This is a genomic window from Lentzea sp. NPDC092896 (assembly GCF_044754905.1).
Taxonomy (GTDB): Bacteria; Actinomycetota; Actinomycetes; order Mycobacteriales; family Pseudonocardiaceae; genus Lentzea.
The window spans coordinates 13246-32306 of sequence record NZ_JBIVPX010000014.1 but is presented as its reverse complement, the minus strand read 5'-3'; the positions used below and the strand labels follow the sequence as shown (position 1 = coordinate 32306).

Here is a 19061-nt window from a genome sequence, read left to right as displayed (position 1 = left end):
GAAAGCGCTGACATTGGCGTCGAAAACTGCCGATTCGCCGCCGATGTCAGCGCTAAGCCCGCTTTAGAGCGAGATCGCGCGCTAACGTCGGCGCTGAAGGCGGAGCCCGGAGGCGTACGTGACAGAGGACTGGTCGGCAGTCGCGGAGGCAATGAATGCCCGCGCGGCAGAGCTGGCTTTGAAACAGAAGGAACTCGCGACGAGATCCGGGGTGTCCCTCGCGATCGTTCGCGAGATGCAGCAGGGCAAGATTCAGCGGCGCCGGAACCCCCGCACCCTTGAAGCTCTGTCGATCGCTCTCGACTGGCACCCGCAGCACCTGAGCGCTGTGCTGCAAGGGAAAACGCCACCCGAGACCGAGACCGCGGAGCCGGCCGCGACGGACCCGCTCGTGCCGCTGCTGAACACCATCATTCGCGAGCTGCGCGGACTCCGCGCACAAGTCGGCACACTCACGAGCCGCATTGACGAGGAGTCGCGCCGAAAGGACTAGTTGGATTTCGCTTGGGGGTTTCGGCGTCGCTGTCATGTGACCAGCAGACAGCCGGAAAGGGTGTCAAAATAATTGGCAGCGACTAACAGGAGGGTTGTTAGAACGAGTTAAGTCCGCAGGTCACGGCCGTTGGGGAACGGGGGGAACGTGGCGGGAAAGAGACGCGGCAACAGGCCGCAAACACGACTGCAAGCAGTCCGCGAGGACCTCGGCCACACGCAAGACCACGTAGTGCGCTACTTCCTCGCACGCGCACCACAGCTCGGTCTCACGGTGGCGTCGGAGTCGTCACTCCGGATCATGGTGTCCCGATGGGAAAACGGACACGTAGAGGTCACCGAGCCGGCGTACCAACGCCTGCTCCGCGAGCTGTACGGACGGTCCAATGAGGAGCTTGGGCTCCCGACCGAACTGATCAACCAGAGCGCAGAGGAACTCCGCGACCGTCTGATCGTCGCGAGGAGCATCGACCCTGCGACGCTCGACCTGTTCCAGCAACAGGTCCAGACGCTGCGCAACTCAGACAAGCGCTTCGGCGCCGTAGTCGTTCTGGACCAGTTGAACAGCCTCGTCCGCCAGATCGAGGAGTACCGCACGTTCAGCGTGAGCACGCGTCACCGCGAACGGCTCGCTGCCATCCTCACCGACGCACGAACGCTCGCAGGATGGACCGCCCTCGACCGGGGCTCGCAGCTCGACGCGTGGAAGTACCACGAGGATGCGAAGATCTCGGCGCGCGAGGCAGACTCGCCGTACCTACTCGCACACGCAGCCGCGCAACAAGCCGTGATCCTGCTCGACATCGGCGAACCAGACGCAGCAGTCGAGCTACTGGAGTTCGCAAGAGCCGCTGCCGCGAACCGCGCACCGTCGCTACTCCGCACGTGGCTCGCCGCCGCACACGGCGAGGGACTCGCCGCAGCCGGCCGCCGCGACGAATCCCTACAAGCCTTCGACGAAGCAAACACCCTGCTACCAGCAAATCCGGTCGATCCCGAGATGCCCTTCCTGCTCCTAAACGATGGGCACCTAGCCCGGTGGCGAGGTAGCGCCCTGCTCCGTCTCGGAGATCAGGAGGCAATCAACCAGCTTGAGGCAGCAGCACAAGACCTTGCGAGGTCTCAACGGTCAGCTGTACGTGGGCAGACTGGCATGTACGTGGACCTGGCATTCGCATACGCAGCTGCTGGAGATGGCCGCAACGCACTAATATACGCGCGCAAAGCCCGCCCGCTCGCCGCAAATATTAAGTCTACCCGCCAAATCAAACGCCTTGCCAACCTTGAACTACCCCTTCTCCGCCCCAATGCCGACCGCACGTGACGCCAAGAAATAGAGCAGCGGTACTATCGCACCTGAGCCGAGAATCTCTCCTCGGCGCACGAGGTCGAGAACCCGGCTAAATGGAATCCATTCGATCCGCGCAGCTTCTTCAGCATCGGTAGGCTCGCCGACCTTCTCAGAGGAACGCCAAATGTAAGCGTCAACAGGTGCGTCAATAATTCCAGGAAGAGGCTGGAATGTACCAATGTGCTCGGGTTGACCAAGGGGGCGCCAGCCAGTTTCTTCTACAGCTTCACGAACAGCCGTATCAACGGGATCCTCACCGTCTTCAACTAGACCACCGATCAGTTCATAACCCCATTGATCGACAGCGAACCTATAACGCCAAAGCGTTAGAACCTCGTCTCGCTCGTTGACAAGCAACGCCACAGCTACATGGTCAAGGCGCACAACATGATGCTCGAACCTGCTTCCATCAGGTGGCTCGACTTCCACCAAGTCGACCTGCACCCAGCGGTTCTCATAGACAGCACGCTTGCCATGAACTGTCCACTTCAAATCATCCGCAAATTCCGTCACGGCGACAGTCTAGACGCGACCCGCAACTATATCCACCGCAAGGTTAATAACCCGTTCGTCACGCCTATCTGCTTCCAGAGTTCCGATTTCGTATACCAATCCACCCAAAGCAATTTCATGACCCGTCATCAAACAGGCCAGATCACCTCCAATACCTATGCGACCCAAAATCTCATCAACAGAAACCTGGTCCCCCTCCCCTGCGATCAACGATGAAAACATATTAAGCCAGCCAACTGCAACATAGAAGTTTGCCAGAAGTGACTTAGCCACGCGAGCTAACGGATGGCTCGCGCCAGCAATTTCGTAGATGACTTTAAAGGATTCGAGCAAACTACTATAAGCCTTGTCCGCCTGTCCGCAGTCCAAGAAGGCCATTCCGAGATTTCCTTGCGCTCGCGCAAATTCCAGGCTGTAAGTTGGCCTGACCCTAGAAAGCACATCGATACCAGTCTCAACAAGACTGATTCCAAATTCGTGCACACCGTACTCAATGAGAAGTCGGCCATGAAAACTCAACGCGCGTGCCATCGACACAGAATCAAACCCCTTGGATTCTGCGATCGTTTGCGCTATCCTAGCGCGCTTGACAGATGATAGATAGTCGCCTTGGCGCTTTTCGGCTTCACCTAGATGAATGTTCGCAGCGACCACGAATGACCAAGCAGATGGATCATTTTCCGCAACCTCAATTGCTTCTTGAGCATAGGCGGCCACGAGTGCTGGCCCCTGACCGCGTTGGATGCCTAGCGCCGCAAGATCCACCAGCGTCTCAGCTAGCCGATAGTAGTCATCATTGGCTCGGAAAATAGGGACGGCCATATTGAAGTACTCAAAAGCTTCATCAAAGCTCTCTTGAGCCTGAAACGCGCTTCCGATTGCACCATATCCAATTGCCAAAGACCACGAATTATGACCGAGGGCAGCGACCTTCTCACTAATACTTTGACGATAGAGTTCAATCGCCTTATCAATCCGACCTTGCTCAAGATCAATCCACGCAAGGTTATGAAGAATACTTCCCCGAAGGCCTTGCGCTTCGATACCCTGTTGCCCCTCAAGAAGAAGCAGTGCGCGGTTCAATATTTGCAAGGCCGCGGCATCTTGCCCGCGAGACTGCAGGTAAGGCGCCAGACGATTGAAAAAGAACCCTGATATTTCGCCTGACGAAGCAAACTCAGCAGCCAGTGAATGACCGAGATGCAATGCGTGCGGAAACAGGATATCCATGATTGAGCGAGAGTCAGTAGATCCAGTTCGCTCTGGCATCTGATCTACAATCAACAAAACTGCAGAGGTCAAGCTGCTCCGCAGTTCCTGTCGAGAAAGTTTCGATCGCACTACTTCCCGAACCAGGCCGTGTGCCGACACAAGAGTACCTTCGCGCTCGACAAGAGAGTACGAACGCAACTCAGCAATCGCGTCCTCAAGCTCAAGCTGATCCGAAGGAACATCAATCGACACACCAACGTTAGGCGGAATCAACGGGATCAGGCGAACCGGAGCATCAGCAAGCGAAGCAAATACATTTAGCAGAGTCCGACTTGAGTTACCGAGCCCCTGTATTGCCTCGGCAATCGACTCAGCCACTGTCACGTGTGCTGAAACTTTCCCTCTGTCGAGTAGATCCAGCTTTCTTTCATTTAGAAGACTTACGTATGCACTAACCGTCATTCCAGTCGCAGCTATGTAGCTAGCAGCCTGCGCAACGAAGAGCGCCAGCCCAGATGTCAGCTCCGCAAGCTTCTCGCACTCATCCGAAGTTACTGTTCCGCCGATGAAATCTGAAATTAGAGAATAGGTCTCTATAGCTGTAAATCCACCCACGGGGATCGTGCGGCTAGCACCAATTCTATATCCGCCTCGCGTGGTTACAATAACGTGCCCGCCGTTTGTCGGCATATATTCTTCAACAGATACATCGGCCACATCGTCGTATACAATTACGTAACTACGTGCGTCATTCAGCCCGAGAACAACCCTACGAGCAAAATCGGGCGCTGATTCGTCGCTACCTCGACTGATCCCAAGATGCGCACCCACTACCGCAAGGTCCTCATACATTACCGAGGCATCACTCGCGCGAACCCACCATCTAAATGCATATGAAGACGAGTTCTCCGTAAGCCACGATAGTGCGATCTGGGTCTTTCCACTGCCCGAAAGCCCGGTCAGAATAACCTTCCCAGATCTTTCAAGTATGCCCGATACCGACGACTCAATCTTATCTCGACGAACGACCAAATGGGCCGACAGAGGAAAGTTTCCGCGACCGAAGACTTCAGCGGCGATCGTGCCGTGCTCATTTTCATGATCTATCTTCCACTGATAGATCAATGTCGCTGGGTAGTCATCCGGGTTGTTGTCGATAGTTTTATGATGCACCGGACAGAGAATTATGCAGTTTTCGTAAGTGTCAGCATCGATACTAGAATCATACCTGGCGCCATCAGCGCTATGCGCGTGTATATGAGCTATCTCCCCGATTGTCACCCACTTTGCGCCATCCTTACGAATAAGCGATTCATGACAGTCAGGAAAAGCACAAACTCCTCCCGAACGCGACCACAACACGTTGCAGTCAGGCATAGGCGGGCGGCGACTTGAATCTGACTTTTTCTTAGAGCCATTACCGCCCGTAGGTGACATGGATACTCCTCTCGACTGCGCCGACTTGCCGATACTACCTAGCATCTGACGTCCTCAACGACAGATCGACATCAATGGCGTGTCGCGCCAACCCGGCATACCGAATCTCCCTTAGTTCCAGTGCTCGCTATTTTTTGCGGCGGCGCAATATTACTGCTCGCATAACCGGCTCCAGAAACGGCATGAAGAGCCCCGACAGACCGAACGTAGGTAGAATTTTTGGCATCTCGCTAACCATCTTGTCGAGCTTCTCTTTCGCATCTTGATTAATGATATCTGTATCAATAAGAGGAAATTCTGCATTCGGATCGCGATCACCAGAAACAAGCAGTTCAACCTCCCACGTTTCACCTACTTTCAGTAGCGTCGGTGCGATCTCGACGCAACTGACAGTATCGCGAAGGTGGGCAGAGACACTTCCCACTCCGTACACCTTGAAGATGTTCTTGTGCCCATTCCAGCCAAGCGATCCGTAGATCGGACATTCAAAGTCAATTCGAATCGACTGGCCTGCGTCAAAGTTTCCACTAGATACGTCTTTAGGCCCCACATTTGCCAGCCTCAACGTGACTAAATGAGGGTTATCAATGGACTGCTCTTTATAGACGACCTTTAGGTTGTATCGATCGTTTTCCACCGGAAGGAGACTTGTGAACTTATACTGAAACAAGAGTTTCGCTCTTCGGGTTCCCCAGCGGCGCGTAACTATGATGGTTACAATTATTGCGATAACCGCAGCTATGCTCGAAAAAGTCGCAATGAGGTCGCTCCGGCTCCAGTCGGTCATCGGAGTAGTGTGCACGACCCTGCGACCGGGGGGAACGGCCATATGATCTTGCCAGGTTGGCTGCTCGCTAGCTCTTCAAGACACGGGGAGTTGGTGTCAGGAAGACTGCGCTACTCCAGACAAGCCGTGGTGCGAGTCATGGTGCGAACTGTGGCCGCCTCGTGACTTTATGGCCGCATGGTGCGGGCTTGATGCATACGATAAGTGCTGGTAGACGCCCTTTCTTGCCGCAGGAGGGGCACTTCTAATCCCGAGGTCGCAGGTTCGAATCCTGCCAGGGGCGCTGGAACCAGTGGGTGGAGAGGGTCTGCCGTCACGACGGCAGACCCTCTCCGCGTCTAGACCCCCGCCACCTCGTGTTCTCGCAGCTTCTTCTCGCGCATGGCTTTGACGCTCTCGTGCGCGCCTCGCATCAACTCCGCGTCCAGCCGGCTGTCCTCCAACGCCTCGAAGCACATGAACGGCGCGAGCCTGAGCAGTCTCTTCAGGAAGTCGCGAAGAACCTCACGATCGTTCACGCCGCTGCGCTCCAGCCCGCCCCACACCCGCAGGATCGCCTTGACCAGGTACGGGCTCCCACCCAGCGCTTTGCGGCGGGCGTAGATCTGGTCGAACGCGGCTTCTCCCAGGATCGTCAGCGCCGCGTAGGGCTCCTGCTCGCTCGGGTCGTGGACGAGGTGCGCCCGCCACCACAGCCGGCCGAACACGTGACGGGTGATGTCGGATGCCAGTACGCGGTCAGGTTTCGGGGTCGGATACCGCCAGTAGGCGACATCGGGGAGGAGCACGAGGGAGAGGAACGCCCAGACGTCTCCGGCTGCCGCCTCTGCCGGTACCAGTCCCATCTCGCTGTGCAACATCTCCGCCAGTGCCAGATCGAACCTGGCTCGGGCGGACTGATCGGTCTCACCTGGATAACCCGCCTCCGTGGCCAGTCCGACCACCTTGGCGCGCAATGCGGTGAGGTCTGCTGAGCCGATGCGGTCCCCACCTGTCGCCACGAACACGGCGGAGAGATGGGTCGTGTCATGGCGACCGGTGAGTTCGGGCAACTCCAGATCGCGGTACTCGTTGTAGAGGGCCTTGGCGTGCCAAGGCAGGAGGCGGGGGTACAGGCGGCTCATCACGCCTCCTCGAAGATGCTCACGGCGGCCTGGATCTCGGACGCGAAGAGGCTCGGGGCCTGGTCACGTCGGCGGCGAAGATGCTGAACCGACGTGTTGGGGAAGAGATTGGACAGCAGGTTCTGCAGCGTCGCGCCCAGGCTGTCCTCCGCGTAGTCGCTCTCGTCGCTGAAGTCCGGGTCCGCCAACGCGTGCTCGATCATGGTTCTGGCGATGTCGGCATACGCCGCGGACAGGTACACCTTGTCGATCGCCCTCGGTGACGCCGCGTTCTGGAAGGCGGCCACCACCGCCTTCTTCTGTTCGTTGACGAGCAGGAGCAAGGCACCCATCGTGGCGGTGTTCAGCTCTTCGCTGAGCTGCACGTGCCACGCGGCATCGGTGGGGAGCGGCGTGGGCGCGAAGTCGACCACGGCGATGGGGAACTGCGGTGCGTCGCCCTGGAGGTGCAGAGTGCGCTTGTTCGTCCACAGCACCGAGCCGCCACGGCGTGGAGCCGCGATCGCGCCCGTCTCCTGCGCTTCTGCGAGGACCAGCTGCGTGTCGAGCGTGAGCACGCCTCCCAACTGCGTACCGGACAGTTCGATGTCCAGTACGACGTTGTGCGCTCCTCCTCCGGACAAGGAGACCCTCTGGGCCGTCCCGCGCAGACCTGATCCTGTCGCCGTCCACACGACCACGAGCGAAAGCCGGGCGTCCGGTGACAGCCCAGTCGACGAGTACACGGCGTCCAGGTCGACGTGAACCTCATTCCTGAGACGGAGGCTCATCTGGTAATCCCAGTCCGGCAAGGCCTCCGGCAGATCGACGCCCTCGTCGTCGATGACGAGGACCCACTGCTGTGCTTTGACCGCCTCATCGCCCGGTGTGCGGTACGGAAGTGCCCTGCGACTCACCTCGCCACCTCCGCACGCCTCACCGCGATGCCGATCTCCGTCACCGTGTCAGGCGCGGGAACGACCAGCAGCCGCCAGATGTCCGGGCCTCCGGAGACGACGATCTCGTTCGTGCGATCGAGCAGTCCCCGTTCGCTCTCCCAGCCGAAGAACTCCGGTCGAGCCGCGCCGATGGGCGGATCCGTCTCCCGCACACCGTTGCCCGGCAACAGGATCGACAGCTGGGGCGAGACCTGCTGCGTGCCGGGCACTGGCAAACGGAACTCCTGCACCAGGACCACGTGTCCGTCACGGCTCTCGTAGTAGGGCTCAGCGACGTACTGCACCTTCGGACGCACTGCCGGCGGCTGTGGTCGAGGTGCGGCAGGGAGCGTGCCTGCCAGGGATTCCCAGCCGGTCCGTGCTTCCTGCGCCGACACGTCCGGCAAAGGCCCGGTTCGATCGTCAGGGACCTCATGGCCGCCAGGCTGCCGGTCGCCGTCCCGAACAGGCGCGTCAGGCACAGGGTTCGAGGCCGGCGAGAGAGATTCGGCAACGAACACATCGCGCGCTTCCGTTTCCCACTCGACGTCCTCGTCCTCGGCCGGAGCCATCGGGTTCGCCTTCGGCTTCCCGAACCGGACGCCTCCACCGATGCCCCATGATCCGGTCACCAGGCTGGAGAACTCCCTGCTCGCAGCACCTAGTGGCACCTCCGCGCCAGGCGACTTGACCTTGTCGTTGATCGCGACGAGTGCGTCGAGCTTCTCCTTCAAACGTGTGAAGGCGACCCTCACGAAGGTTTTGTCGCGGCCCTCCAACGATTGCCACGCCCAGGCGTCGTGTGTGGGCGGCTCAGACAAGGCGAACGTCGCGTCCATCTCCTCGGTCACACGGAACACACCGGCATAAGACAGGTACTCCGCGGCCGGTTTCGGACCTTGGTGGTAGGTGACGACGAGTTCAGCGGTTCGCATCAGACAGACGTGGTGAACGGTCTTTTCGATGCCCATCCCGGTGGCGGCCGGTGTGGGTTCCAACGGCAGTGCGGGCCGCTTCTCCAGCCCGAGTCTGCCGAGCACGCGCCTCGGATTGAACGACTCGAGCACCTGGCCCTTCTCCGCCGAGCACATGTTCTCGTAGGCCTCGACGAAGAGGTCGATCGGTCGGGTTTCCCTGGGGTCCGGGACGGTGACCTCAGAACCCTGATGCCGCACGGAGAACGTCATCGGTGGCCGCCCGTCCGCGTGGGACAGCATCTTCGGCCACAGATTCCATAGGATGGCGTCGGCCAGGTAGTTCGTCGCCTCGTGCGGTTCGCGGTCACCGAGTTCGGGGTCGATCACCACGATGCTGGTCCCGGTCTCGCCTGCCTCAAAGGCGCGCAGACCGAGCCTGTAGGCCATCATCTCCGCGTCCGGGCCGGTCAGCGGCTCGACGACATCGGCCTCCCTGTTCCCCCACCAATGACGCCCGGTGTAGCGCGTCGCCTTGGGGCCCTTGCCCTTGACGTGGCTCTGCCAGAGAGCGCACCCGATGAGCCGGGTTTCGAAGCCGCCCTCGACGCGACACCGGGTGTGCACAAGCACAGATCCGGATTTCGCGATCAGGTAGAAGATGCCCTTGCCGAAGCCGTAGGTGCCACCTCCGAGGGCGGTGTCCCGCGGCTCGCCGATGTTGCGCACGAAGGAGACGAAGTCGTGGTCCTGGGTGACCGCGCTGTCCGCACGGGTCGGTCCTCCCAACCCGCTGGTGCCCCGGTCCGAGATCGTCAGGATGTCGATCGTCGACGCCGACAAAGACGCTCTGAGCGGCAGATGTTCGGTCTGAGGCGCGTCCCGCAGGAGTTCCTCACGCCAGACGGGGGCGTGTGCGGCGCCGACCGTCTGGTAGTCGATCCGGTAGTCGACCGTGTGCCCAGGAATCCTTGCGTCCCAACTGTTCTGAGCGGACTCCCGCACCAGAACCGTCAAGAGGTCCAGCTCCGGACGACCGAGCTGGTTGCGGATCCCTTCGGCGGCACTCGCGCCATCGGGCGGGAAGGGCTGCGAGTACCACGCGGCGTTGTTCATCAATTCCCCCGAAGGATCTCGGCCAGGCGATCATCGATCTGCGACTTGTCCAACGGCTGCGTCGCGACGGTGTCCAGGTCAATGGTGTAGTGGACGTCTCTGACGGACTCGGGAATCGCCTCGGAGCGAACGCGCGGGAACGAGTCGTCGATCTCGTACCACCGCTCCTCGTGAACGGTGAACCGAACATCCCGGTAGAGGTCCGCGTCCGCCGGCCGATAGCCCACCATCGCCAACTTGGCGAAGAAACCGCTCTCGTCGTCGGCGAGACGCCGAATCTGGTCGAGCAGATCCGACAGTCCCATGCCCTGCCCCTGCGACCGGGAAAGCCTGAACCACACGAGATCGAGGTCGCCTCCCTCGGGGACCTCCAGCTGCGCGGCACCGTGGACGCGAAATCTGCGCTCCTCCAGAGCCAGCGACGACTTGACCTCGATGGCATGCCCGTCCGCGAGGAAGTCGTGCCGAGCGCCACTAGGTCCGAACCACCAGTCGGTGGCGGTCGGCCACGACTCCAACAGCCTCTTGAGCACGAGGAGCTCGCCGAACAATCCGGCGAGTTGTTCGGGCCCGAGCTCCGAGGACGACTTCTGAAACAAGGACCGCCACCGGTTGAGCACCGAGTACAGCGCCTTCAACGGTCGGTCCGGCTTCGTCTCAACGGTCTGAAGCACGTCCACGCACAGACTCGTGAACACGTCGTTGAGATCGGTTCGCGCACAACACAAATCGGCGTACCGAACGTACGACGCCTCGTCTTCGAGAGGTCGTTCCCTCAGGCGCAGTGCCGATCCGTCTCCGCTCGTCCGCACATGTTGCGTCGAGGACAACGGCACGAGCAGATGGCGGAGTCCTTCATGATCCACGGCCGCGCAGAGACTCCCGCTGTCCGAAACGGACGGAAGTCGGGACGTCCGAAGCCTGTTCGGGGCGGAGGCCACCTCTTGTTCGAGCTTGTTCCAGTGCTCGTCCAACAGGCTTCGGAGATGGTCGGCCATCACCTCTCCTCTTCGTACAGGCTGGTGAGGTCTTCCTCCTCAATGTCGACCTTTGACAGGTCCGCGCTGACGTACGTCCACTTGACGGCGTTGTCCTGACCGCTCGGCTTGGGGAACACCAACCCGACGCCGATGGCGTCCTCTTCCAGGCCAAGCGGATCACGATGCGTCTTCTGAGGTTCGGAGTTCTTGTCGATCGCGTAGAGAACGAGAAGCCCGGTCGACGGCAGCTGGGAACGACGCAGTGCCTCGATCTCTCCCTCGCTCAGGCCGCTCTTGCTCTTGGGCGTCCGCAGGTCGATGGCCGCGTCCCTGCGGCTCATCAAGGTCTTGATGTCGACGGTTCCGTCGGTGACGGCTCCCGGCAGCCGAGCGCGGGTGTTCTGCCCGGTCTCGACACCGGACGCGAACTCGAACGACCTGGTGTCCGGCCTGCCCAACGGGTTACCGACGATCGCGACGTTCCACCGACGCAAGGCCGCGGCCGCGGTCACCCGCTTCTTGATGTAGGCGGAGATCAAGCCCGCGTCGCATTCCTGAGACCTCTCGTGGAACTCGTAGGTCTCCAGGAAGTCCAGAATCCGCTCATGATCGACATCGCGGAACAGGAACCGTCCAGCGGGCACATCGGGATCCTGGAGCGCCCCGTCGGCGATCGAGCCCGCGATGAGACTTCTGGCAGCCTGCTGGTTGTTCAACAACCACTTGGTGTCCGTCTTGAAGTACCTGGTCTGGACGCGCTGCCCCCCGTAGGCGAACTCGGCCTTGACCGCGTCCTTCATCTTCGCCGCCGCGGTGACCCTCAGCTTTGGATGGGTCCTGAGCCGCACAGCGAACTGCAGCGGTGTCTTGTCCTCGACCATGTAGACGTCGACGTCACGCCGCATCTCGTTCTCCACCGTGGCGAGGTGGCGGAACCAGTCGCGAAGCTCGACGGTCATCCAGATCCGGGGCAGATCCGCGTAGCCGTTGCGGTATCCGAACCAACGTCCCATCTGCAGCAGCGTGTCGTATGCCGAGACGGCCCGCACGAAGTAGCTCACCGCGAGGCCTTCGAGAGTGAGGCCACGGGACAACGTGTTCCCGCCGACCGCGATGGCGGTGACCGGTCCACCTTCGTAGTCGAGCCTGTCCTTGCTGCTCGAGTTGTCCATGACGATCCGACAGGACAGGATCGCCTCGGCCAGCATCGGCTCGAGTTCGCTGAACTCCAGCGTGCGCTCACCGAAATCCGCGGCGTCGACCCTTCCGGTCTCCTTCTCCCAGATCTCGCGGAACTCGTCGAGCAGATCACGATCACCTGCTTCGACGGCCTGCAGGCACTTCTCCCGCAGCGCTCGAAGCGGCGGACCGAAGCTGTTGTGCACCGAGGTGTTCACACTCGTGTGGATCAGCATGGTGCAGTGGGCCTTGCCGGTGCCGCGCACACGCCGAGCCGCCGTGGTGAGCCAGAAGTACAGAATCGCCTGACGAAGACTTCCGGAGATCGTGGGCATGAAACCGTCGACGTCCGTCTTCGAGGCTGGCCGAACGAGGTGCACCTCGTCATCGGGCACGTCGCGGATCATGTCGTGCCCGTCGAAGACGTCTTCGGGGTCATCTCCGTCCAACGTGTCCCGACCGAACAGCACCTCGGTCCCGAAGTGCCCCTCCGGTTGGGGGAGGTTGACGATGAAGTCCTTGGGGTAGAGGTCTTCGGGCACCGACGGATCGATCAGGAGGTTCGCGAACGGAGTGGCCGTGTAGCCGACGTACGCGGACTTCGGCAGCCGGTTGAGGATCCGACAGATCAACGGGTTGATCGTGCCCGTCGCGACGGTGGCCTGGTCCGCCTCGTCGTCGATGATCAGCGCGGGACTGTCGCGCAGGTGTTCCTTCGCGGAGGCGAGCCACTGGTCGAACTTCTCCAACACGGCCCGGTTCTTCTTGATGACGCACAGGACATGCTGCTTGTTGGCCGTGGCGAAGTACGCGGTGGCGTTCGCGGGCGGGGAGAAGTCCTTGTCCGGGTCGGTGAGCTGCATCCAACCCGACGGGTTGGGCGTGACCAACTGCTGCTCCAACCGCAACTGCGTCTGCCTGCGCAAACCGTTGTGGATACCCGCCAGCACGATGAACAACTTGTATCCGCGGTCCGCGGCTTTGGCCATGACAGCGGTAAAGTTGGTGGTTTTACCTGATTGAACGTATCCGACGACCAACCCGCGAGTGGAGAACGTCTTTTCCTTCGGATGACTGAGCATCGACACGACCTTGGTCGACGCCGCGTCGAGATTCTCGATCGACGAGTCGGACCACCCGTCTTTGGCCAGCAGGCCCTTGATGGCAGGCCAGCACTTGTCCTTGGGACGGGGCCCGGTGTACCAGGTGAAGCGATTGCCGAGGACGACCGACCTCGGCTCCTCACGCTCCTTGATCTTGATCGTGTCCTGCTCGTGACGATCCCTGACCTGCTGCAACAAGTCTTGACCAACGCTCAGGATCTCCATCTTTTTGATCGCCTCGTCCGGCGTCCCGGACTCGAGCAAATCCAAGAAGACGTCGTACACCTGATCGACCTTGGACGACACAGATCCTCCACCAGTGCGGGCAGAACGCGTTTCCGGAGATGCTTTTGAGCGAATACGCTCCAGACCTCTCGTCTGCCAAGTAACACTTACGATCGCACAAGCCGACCCATTCGTTACTCGAATCGCCACCATCCGGCGGAACTGTCCTCATATGGAGTACGAGTGGACACCGTCCGCGATCTCGCGCCACGCCGGCGAGGCATGGTAGAAGCAACACCCCTTGGCCGGCTAGCATGTGAACACAGGTTCGATCGGCTGGTCGAACCGCCCCGGGTCGCAGTGACCTCACCGGCTACGCAGAGTTGGAGCTCGATGTCCGATCGGTCCAGAGCCAGAGCGAAGACACCACCGCTCAAGGTGATCGATCTGTTCGCGGGGTGTGGTGGTCTGTCCGAGGGGTTCCGCGAGTCGGAACGCTTCACCCCGGTCGCCGCTGTCGAGAAGGACCTCTACGCCGCGGCGACGTATGCGGCCAACTTCGGCGAGGACCACATCTACCAGGGCGACATCGCGGAATGGGTGAAGGGCGATCTGCCCGAGGCCGACGTCGTCGTGGGGGGTCCGCCGTGCCAGGGCTTCTCCAACCTCGGCGCCAAGCGTGAGGACGACGAGCGCAACGACCTGTGGGAACGCTACGTCGACACGCTGCTCAAGGTGAGGCCGAAGGCCTTCCTCCTCGAGAACGTCGACCAGTTCCTGAAGACGAAGCAGTTCGCGGCGCTGCGCAGGCTGACCCAGCGCGATGGCGCACTGAGCGACTACCGCATCGACTTCGGCATCCTCCGGGCCACCGACTACAACTCGTTCCAGCACCGCCGCAGGGCGATCGTGATCGGGACGCACCGCGACATCGAGCAGATCCAGCTCCCGAACGAACAAACCGCGCCTGAGCTGTGGCCAACGGTCAAAGACGCCATCAGCGACCTCGATCAAGCGGTACCCGAGTCGCGGGTCGACCTGCCGTCCGGACGCCAGTACGAGGTCTTCGGCCGCGTGGTCCCCGGCAAGTACACGGCGAGCGAGCTGCACATCACTCGGAACTACCAACAGTTGTCGAAGGACCGGTTCGAAGCGATCCCGGAAGGCGGGAACCGGTTCGACCTCCCCGACCACCTGAAGGCCCCGTGCTGGATCAAGCACACGACCGGGTCAGGCGATGTGATGGGACGGCTGCGATGGGACAAGCCGTCGGTCACGATCCGGACCGAGTTCTTCAAGCCCGAGAAGGGCCGCTACATCCACCCGTCCGAGAACCGCGCGCTGACCCACCACGAGGCCGCCAGACTGCAGGGCTTCCCTGACACCTTCGAGTGGTGCGGCCCCAAGCTCGAGATCGCGCGCCAGATCGGCAACGCGGTACCTGTGCAGTTGGCCCAGTACCTGGCAAGGCACATCGCGAACGGTTTGGCCGACCGACCGGCCGAGTGACCGACATGACCATCGAACGTCCGACGAAGGCGGCGAACGCGGGCGTCCGCCGCAGCATGCAGAGCAACAAGGGCCGCGACACCAAGCCGGAGTTGGCGATCCGCAAGCTGCTGCACGCACGCGGCCTGCGCTATCGCGTCTCCTACCGACCGCTGCCGGGGGTTCGGCGCACGGCGGACATCGTGTTCACGCGCCTCAAGGTTGCCGTGTTCGTCGACGGCTGCTTCTGGCACGGCTGCGAAGAGCACCACACCGTCGCCGCGACCAACGCGAGCTACTGGGCCGAGAAGGTCCGCCGGAATCGCGAGCGCGACCGGGAGACAGATCAACTGCTGCGCGACGCCGGCTGGTTGCCGGTCCGCATCTGGGAACACCAGGACCCCGGCACCGCGGTGGAACACATATCGGCGCTCGTGGGCTCGTATGAGCAGAGCATGCCTTCGAGTGGCCCCTGAATAATCGGGGCGTGGACAAGACTCGGTTGGGCATCGGACTGGTGGTCGTCGTGCTGCTCCTGCAGACGCTGGCGACCCTCGTGTGGGGTGCCGACGCGACGCTGACCGGCATCGCCCTCGCCTTCAACGCCGTGGCCGCGGTGTCGGCGTTTCTGTTCGTGCGGCGGGGTGGGCAGGCGGCCTGGGTGGTGGCCGGGTGGTGTGCCGGGTTCTTCGGGTGGCACGTGCTGGGGCTCGGTGAGCTGGCCGGCTGGTGGACGACCGGGCTGGACTCGGCGTTCGTCGTCGGGGGTGGGTTCCAGGTGTCGGTCGCCTACCAGGCGGTGCTGGCCACGGCTGCCGGGTTTGCCGTGCACCTGTTGTTGCCTCGTCAGCGCCAGGTTTCGGAGACGTAGGCGTCGAAGCTGGTGGCCGGGCGGTTCAGGAGGCGGGCCACGTCGTCGGTCGGGGTGGCCAGGTGGCCGGCGCGCATGGTCTCGAACATGCCGTTCAGCTCGGTGGCGACCTCTTCTGGGGCTCCTTGGGCTAGCAGGGCTTCGCGGTATTCGGCTGGGGTGAGGTTCACCAGTTCGATGTGGCGGTTGGTGGCTGCGGCGATCTTGGCCACCGCGGTGGCGAAGGTGATCGTTTCCGGGCCGGTGAGGTCGTAGGTCTTGGCCTGGTGGTCGTCGGTGGTCAGGGCCAGGGCGGCTACCTCTGCGATGTCCTGGACGTCCACGAACGGTTCCGGGGTGTCGTCGACGGGCAGGGAGAGGCGGCCTGCCTCGATCTCCGGTTGCCAGATCTGCTCGGAGAAGTTCTGGTTGAAGTTGTTGGCTCGCAGGACGGTCCAGGCCAGGTCGCTCTCGCGGACGGCCTTCTCGGCCGCGTGCATGCTCTGGAAGACGTCCGGCGGGGTCTTGTCGAGGCCTCGGCCGGAGAGCAGGACCAGGCGGTGGACGCCGGAGGCCGCTGCCTGCTCGACGAACGAGGCTGCCAGGGACGGGTCTTCCGGGGCGATCAGGTAGATGGCGGTGGTGCCGTGCAGGAACGGCTTCCAGGTCGACTGGTCGTTCCAGTCGAAACCGGTGGCGCGGGAGGCTTTGCGAGGGGTCAGACCGGCGGCTTCGAGGGTGCGGACCACTCGGCGGCCCGTCTTGCCGGTTGCGCCCAGGACCAGGATCTCTGTCATGGCATGAAGCCAACCCGGTCGTCTAAGCAGAGGGCATGGGTGAGAGTTCATCGACGATGTTCGATCGTTCGGGCCGTATCGTGGGAGGCATGGAGCCGTTCGACGAACTGCTGCGCGGGGTGCGCGCGGATGGCGCTGGGGTGCGCCGGACCGAGATCGACGGAACGCGGGTGTTGCCGGGGCTCACGTTGTACGCGGTGGCGTCTGGGGAGATCAGCGTGCGCGGGCAGACGGCGAAGGCCGGGGACATCCTCGTGGTGCAGGAGTCCGTTGCGGCGCAAGGGCGTGCGTCGGTGGTGAGCGGGACGTACGAGGTCAGCACGGCCGTGGCGCGGCGGCTCACGTCGGTGTTGCCGGACGCGTTGGTGGCGCCGGGCGAGGACGGGTGCGCGGAGTTCTACGCCGGTATCGGCACCGATGGGCCGAGTGTCGTGGCGGATCGGTTGCTCGACTGGTTGATGGTGTGCGCGCTCAAGGAGTGGTTCGACCGCGAGCACGGCGACGGGTGGCTGGGCGCTCAGGCGGACGCTGTGGTCGGGCCGGTTCTCAAGGCGATGCACGCGGAGCCTCAACGGGCGTGGACGCTGGCCCTCCTGGCCAAGGAGGCCGGGGTGGCGCGGACGACGCTGGCCGGCAGGTTCGCGAAGCTGGTCGGGGCGCCGCCGCTGACGTACCTCACGGAGTGGCGCATGGCCCTGGCGGCTGACCTGCTGGCCGAGTCGGCGGCGACGGTGGCCTCGGTGGCGCGCAAGGTCGGGTACGCGGACGCGTTCGGGTTCAGCGCCGCGTTCAAACGGGTGCACGGCTTCAGCCCGAGCGCCTGTCGCACCCGGTGCGCCGAGAGCGCGTGACGTCGAGGCAGCACTGGACGAAGTCGGCGGCGGCTTCACCGGCGTCCGGCAGCCATGCCACGGCCACGTCGCTGGGACTCACGCCCGTCACCGGCACGTAGACGACGTCCGGGCGTGCGTAGAAGTGAGGCGTGGACGCCGGAACGAGCGCAATGCCGTAGCCGCCGGCGATCGCGCCGAGGAACTCGTCGGGGTGCTCCGTCACGGCGCCGACGCGGACCTCGCGACCGTCCCTTTCGGACAACGCCAGCCAGTGCTCGCGCCAGGTCCCCTTCAGCGACGGGGCGACGATGACCGGGTCGTCCCACAGCTCGCGGAACGGGATCGACGCGCGCCTGGCCAGCGGATGCGCGGAAGGCAGTGCCACGCAACGGGATTCGCTGAACAACGTCCGCACGCAGAACGTCTCGTCGCCGGGAAAGGGCAGGCGCAGCAACGCGACCGGCACCTCCGCCGCCGCGAGGCCCGCCGACGGATCCGACCACGGCGCCTGCCTCAGGTCTACCCGCCAGCCGGGGTGCAGCCTGCCGAACGCGGCGACGATGTCCTGCGTCGCGTCGTTCGCGGCGCTGGCCAGGAAACCGACGCGCAGGACGCGGGCGGCACTTCGGGTACCGCTCACCGCCGCGTCCCAGCCCGCGAGCACCGGCGGCACGCGCGCGGCGAGGGCGTGGCCGGCGTCGGTCAGCTTCATGCCGGTGCTGGACCGCGTGAACAGCCGCACGCCCAGTTGCGATTCCAGGTGCTTGAGTTGCTTGGTCAGCGATGGTTGTGACACGAAGAGACGGTGCGCCGCGCGCGTGAGGTTGCCCTCCTCGGCGATGGCAGCGAAATATCTCAGCAGCCTCGTGTCCACGTCCATGCGGTCAGGTTATGGAGACCGACATCAACCACAAGTGAGCACACCGGGAACCTTCACGGATATGGCCACCCGTTCGGCGTGCACACCTTGCCGTCCTGCGGGATGAACGTGCCCTGGGACACCCCGTTGGTGATGCGGACGATCTCGTCGTTGGACACGCTGAACGTCTGCTGCATCATCACCGGCGCCGGGCCGCCCGCGACGCCGCACGGCTGGTGGCCCTGCCCGAACGCGTGCCCGACCTCGTGGTTGACCATGTACGTGCGGTAGGCGGTCAGGTCCGGCAGGAACGCGACAGCGCCGCGGATCCAACGGGCAGCGCTGAGGAACACGAAGTTGCCGTCACGGCACGAGACGTCGACCGGGATCTCGAAGCCGCACACGCCCCGTGCGGTCTGCTGGGACGTGAGCCGGACACGGACCGACGCGGCACCGGAGACGCGCTGCACCGAACGCGCGCCACGAGCCGTCCAGCCACGCGGGTCGCCGAGAGTGGCGTCCACGAACGCCGCGAAGGCCTGTTCGTCGACGGTGATGCCGTCCTCGATCTCCACGGCGTAGGTGCGCAACGGACCCGTGCCGACGACCGGTCCGTTTCCCGGAACGACGTGGAACGTGCCCGCGCCCGACACCGGGAACTCGGGGCCGTCCGGCAGGTCCGAACTGGACGCGTAGACGCGGGGTGGTGGTGGCGGAGGCGAGGCGGGCGAGGGCGCGACCTCGACGGGCGTGGCGCTCGACGGCGTGGTGGGAGCGGCCGCGGGGGACGTCTCTCCTGCCAGCTGCGTCGTCGTCAGCATGATCGCGGTCAGCGCGACCGCCGCCAGAGCCAGGTGCACCTTCATGGCGGCAACGCTCGCCGG

At 62.8% G+C, this 19061-nt stretch carries 17 protein-coding genes; 6 read left to right on the top strand and 11 right to left on the bottom strand.

All coding sequences use genetic code 11. The annotated features are described in order from the left end of the window. Window positions 1-118 precede the first annotated feature (118 nt). Together ACIQF0_RS43410 and ACIQF0_RS43405 are read left to right on the top strand one after the other, a co-directional pair. Window positions 119-493 carry a helix-turn-helix domain-containing protein gene (locus tag ACIQF0_RS43410; protein WP_401040129.1) on the top strand — a complete coding sequence of 125 codons (375 nt, stop codon included), beginning with the start codon at window positions 119-121 and terminating at the stop codon, window positions 491-493. Window positions 494-724: 231 nt separating this feature from the next. Next, window positions 725-1816 (top strand): tetratricopeptide repeat protein, encoded by a 1092-nt coding sequence (locus ACIQF0_RS43405; protein ID WP_401040126.1) that lies wholly within the window; start codon window positions 725-727, stop codon window positions 1814-1816. On the opposite strand, the gene ACIQF0_RS43400 is transcribed toward ACIQF0_RS43405, so the two are convergent. The 8 genes from ACIQF0_RS43400 to ACIQF0_RS43365 all read right to left on the bottom strand — a co-directional run bounded on the left by ACIQF0_RS43400 (window position 1781) and on the right by ACIQF0_RS43365 (window position 13410). Then, window positions 1781-2356, bottom strand: a complete 576-nt coding sequence (locus ACIQF0_RS43400; RefSeq protein ID WP_401040123.1) for an NUDIX hydrolase — start codon at window positions 2354-2356, stop codon at window positions 1781-1783. The genes ACIQF0_RS43405 and ACIQF0_RS43400 overlap by 36 nt on opposite strands. A 9-nt stretch (window positions 2357-2365) precedes the next feature. Further along, a complete protein-coding gene (locus ACIQF0_RS43395) occupies window positions 2366-4741 on the bottom strand; it encodes a tetratricopeptide repeat protein (protein ID WP_401040120.1) in 2376 nt (791 codons plus the stop codon). A gap of 391 nt (window positions 4742-5132) precedes the next feature. After that, a complete protein-coding gene (locus ACIQF0_RS43390; protein ID WP_401040118.1) occupies window positions 5133-5792 on the bottom strand; it encodes a hypothetical protein in 660 nt (219 codons plus the stop codon). A gap of 338 nt (window positions 5793-6130) precedes the next feature. Then, a complete protein-coding gene (locus tag ACIQF0_RS43385) occupies window positions 6131-6916 on the bottom strand; it encodes a DUF6339 family protein (protein ID WP_401040115.1) in 786 nt (261 codons plus the stop codon). Continuing rightward, window positions 6916-7812: a hypothetical protein gene (locus ACIQF0_RS43380; RefSeq protein ID WP_401040114.1), complete on the bottom strand. Its 897-nt coding sequence runs from the start codon at window positions 7810-7812 to the stop codon at window positions 6916-6918. The genes ACIQF0_RS43385 and ACIQF0_RS43380 overlap by 1 nt, the downstream gene beginning before the upstream one ends. Then, the gene (locus tag ACIQF0_RS43375; protein ID WP_401040112.1) at window positions 7809-9863 is read right to left on the bottom strand and encodes a hypothetical protein; all 2055 of its coding nucleotides are present in this window, start codon (window positions 9861-9863) and stop codon (window positions 7809-7811) included. The genes ACIQF0_RS43380 and ACIQF0_RS43375 overlap by 4 nt, the downstream gene beginning before the upstream one ends. Further along, complete coding sequence (locus tag ACIQF0_RS43370) at window positions 9863-10861, bottom strand: PD-(D/E)XK motif protein (RefSeq protein ID WP_401040110.1); 999 nt, start codon at window positions 10859-10861, stop codon at window positions 9863-9865. The genes ACIQF0_RS43375 and ACIQF0_RS43370 overlap by 1 nt, the downstream gene beginning before the upstream one ends. Then, complete coding sequence (locus ACIQF0_RS43365) at window positions 10861-13410, bottom strand: Z1 domain-containing protein (RefSeq protein ID WP_401040107.1); 2550 nt, start codon at window positions 13408-13410, stop codon at window positions 10861-10863. The genes ACIQF0_RS43370 and ACIQF0_RS43365 overlap by 1 nt, the downstream gene beginning before the upstream one ends. Before the next feature lie 378 nt (window positions 13411-13788). Between ACIQF0_RS43365 and ACIQF0_RS43360 the strand changes: the two genes are divergently transcribed. The 3 genes from ACIQF0_RS43360 to ACIQF0_RS43350 are packed head-to-tail and all read left to right on the top strand — an operon-like array spanning window position 13789 to window position 15709. After that, a complete protein-coding gene (locus tag ACIQF0_RS43360) occupies window positions 13789-14859 on the top strand; it encodes a DNA cytosine methyltransferase (protein ID WP_401040104.1) in 1071 nt (356 codons plus the stop codon). Between the two features lie 5 nt (window positions 14860-14864). After that, window positions 14865-15314 (top strand): very short patch repair endonuclease, encoded by a 450-nt coding sequence (locus ACIQF0_RS43355; RefSeq protein ID WP_401040101.1) that lies wholly within the window; start codon window positions 14865-14867, stop codon window positions 15312-15314. An 11-nt stretch (window positions 15315-15325) separates the two neighbouring features. After that, a complete protein-coding gene (locus ACIQF0_RS43350; protein ID WP_401040098.1) occupies window positions 15326-15709 on the top strand; it encodes a hypothetical protein in 384 nt (127 codons plus the stop codon). Here ACIQF0_RS43350 and ACIQF0_RS43345 read toward each other — a convergent pair. Next, complete coding sequence (locus ACIQF0_RS43345) at window positions 15685-16485, bottom strand: NAD(P)H-binding protein (RefSeq protein ID WP_401040096.1); 801 nt, start codon at window positions 16483-16485, stop codon at window positions 15685-15687. The two genes, ACIQF0_RS43350 and ACIQF0_RS43345, sit on opposite strands and share 25 nt — an antisense overlap. Before the next feature lie 89 nt (window positions 16486-16574). On the opposite strand from ACIQF0_RS43345, the gene ACIQF0_RS43340 reads away from it, so the two are divergent. Then, window positions 16575-17336 (top strand): AraC family transcriptional regulator, encoded by a 762-nt coding sequence (locus ACIQF0_RS43340; RefSeq protein WP_401040093.1) that lies wholly within the window; start codon window positions 16575-16577, stop codon window positions 17334-17336. Here the strand turns inward: ACIQF0_RS43340 and ACIQF0_RS43335 are convergent. Together ACIQF0_RS43335 and ACIQF0_RS43330 are read right to left on the bottom strand one after the other, a co-directional pair. After that, the gene (locus tag ACIQF0_RS43335) at window positions 17293-18198 is read right to left on the bottom strand and encodes a LysR family transcriptional regulator (protein ID WP_401040091.1); all 906 of its coding nucleotides are present in this window, start codon (window positions 18196-18198) and stop codon (window positions 17293-17295) included. The genes ACIQF0_RS43340 and ACIQF0_RS43335 overlap by 44 nt on opposite strands. A 53-nt stretch (window positions 18199-18251) precedes the next feature. After that, window positions 18252-19043, bottom strand: coding sequence for a DUF3152 domain-containing protein (locus ACIQF0_RS43330; RefSeq protein WP_401040088.1), 792 nt, complete (start codon window positions 19041-19043; stop codon window positions 18252-18254). Window positions 19044-19061 lie beyond the last annotated feature (18 nt).

Coding starts and splice junctions, on each gene's coding strand:
- ACIQF0_RS43390 (WP_401040118.1), bottom strand. CDS start 5,792: ATGACCGACTGGAGCCGGAGCGACCTCATTGCGACTTTTTCGAGCATA.
- ACIQF0_RS43385 (WP_401040115.1), bottom strand. CDS start 6,916: ATGAGCCGCCTGTACCCCCGCCTCCTGCCTTGGCACGCCAAGGCCCTC.
- ACIQF0_RS43375 (WP_401040112.1), bottom strand. CDS start 9,863: ATGAACAACGCCGCGTGGTACTCGCAGCCCTTCCCGCCCGATGGCGCG.
- ACIQF0_RS43370 (WP_401040110.1), bottom strand. CDS start 10,861: ATGGCCGACCATCTCCGAAGCCTGTTGGACGAGCACTGGAACAAGCTC.
- ACIQF0_RS43355 (WP_401040101.1), top strand. CDS start 14,865: ATGACCATCGAACGTCCGACGAAGGCGGCGAACGCGGGCGTCCGCCGC.
- ACIQF0_RS43345 (WP_401040096.1), bottom strand. CDS start 16,485: ATGACAGAGATCCTGGTCCTGGGCGCAACCGGCAAGACGGGCCGCCGA.
- ACIQF0_RS43340 (WP_401040093.1), top strand. CDS start 16,575: ATGGAGCCGTTCGACGAACTGCTGCGCGGGGTGCGCGCGGATGGCGCT.
- ACIQF0_RS43335 (WP_401040091.1), bottom strand. CDS start 18,198: ATGGACGTGGACACGAGGCTGCTGAGATATTTCGCTGCCATCGCCGAG.
- ACIQF0_RS43330 (WP_401040088.1), bottom strand. CDS start 19,043: ATGAAGGTGCACCTGGCTCTGGCGGCGGTCGCGCTGACCGCGATCATG.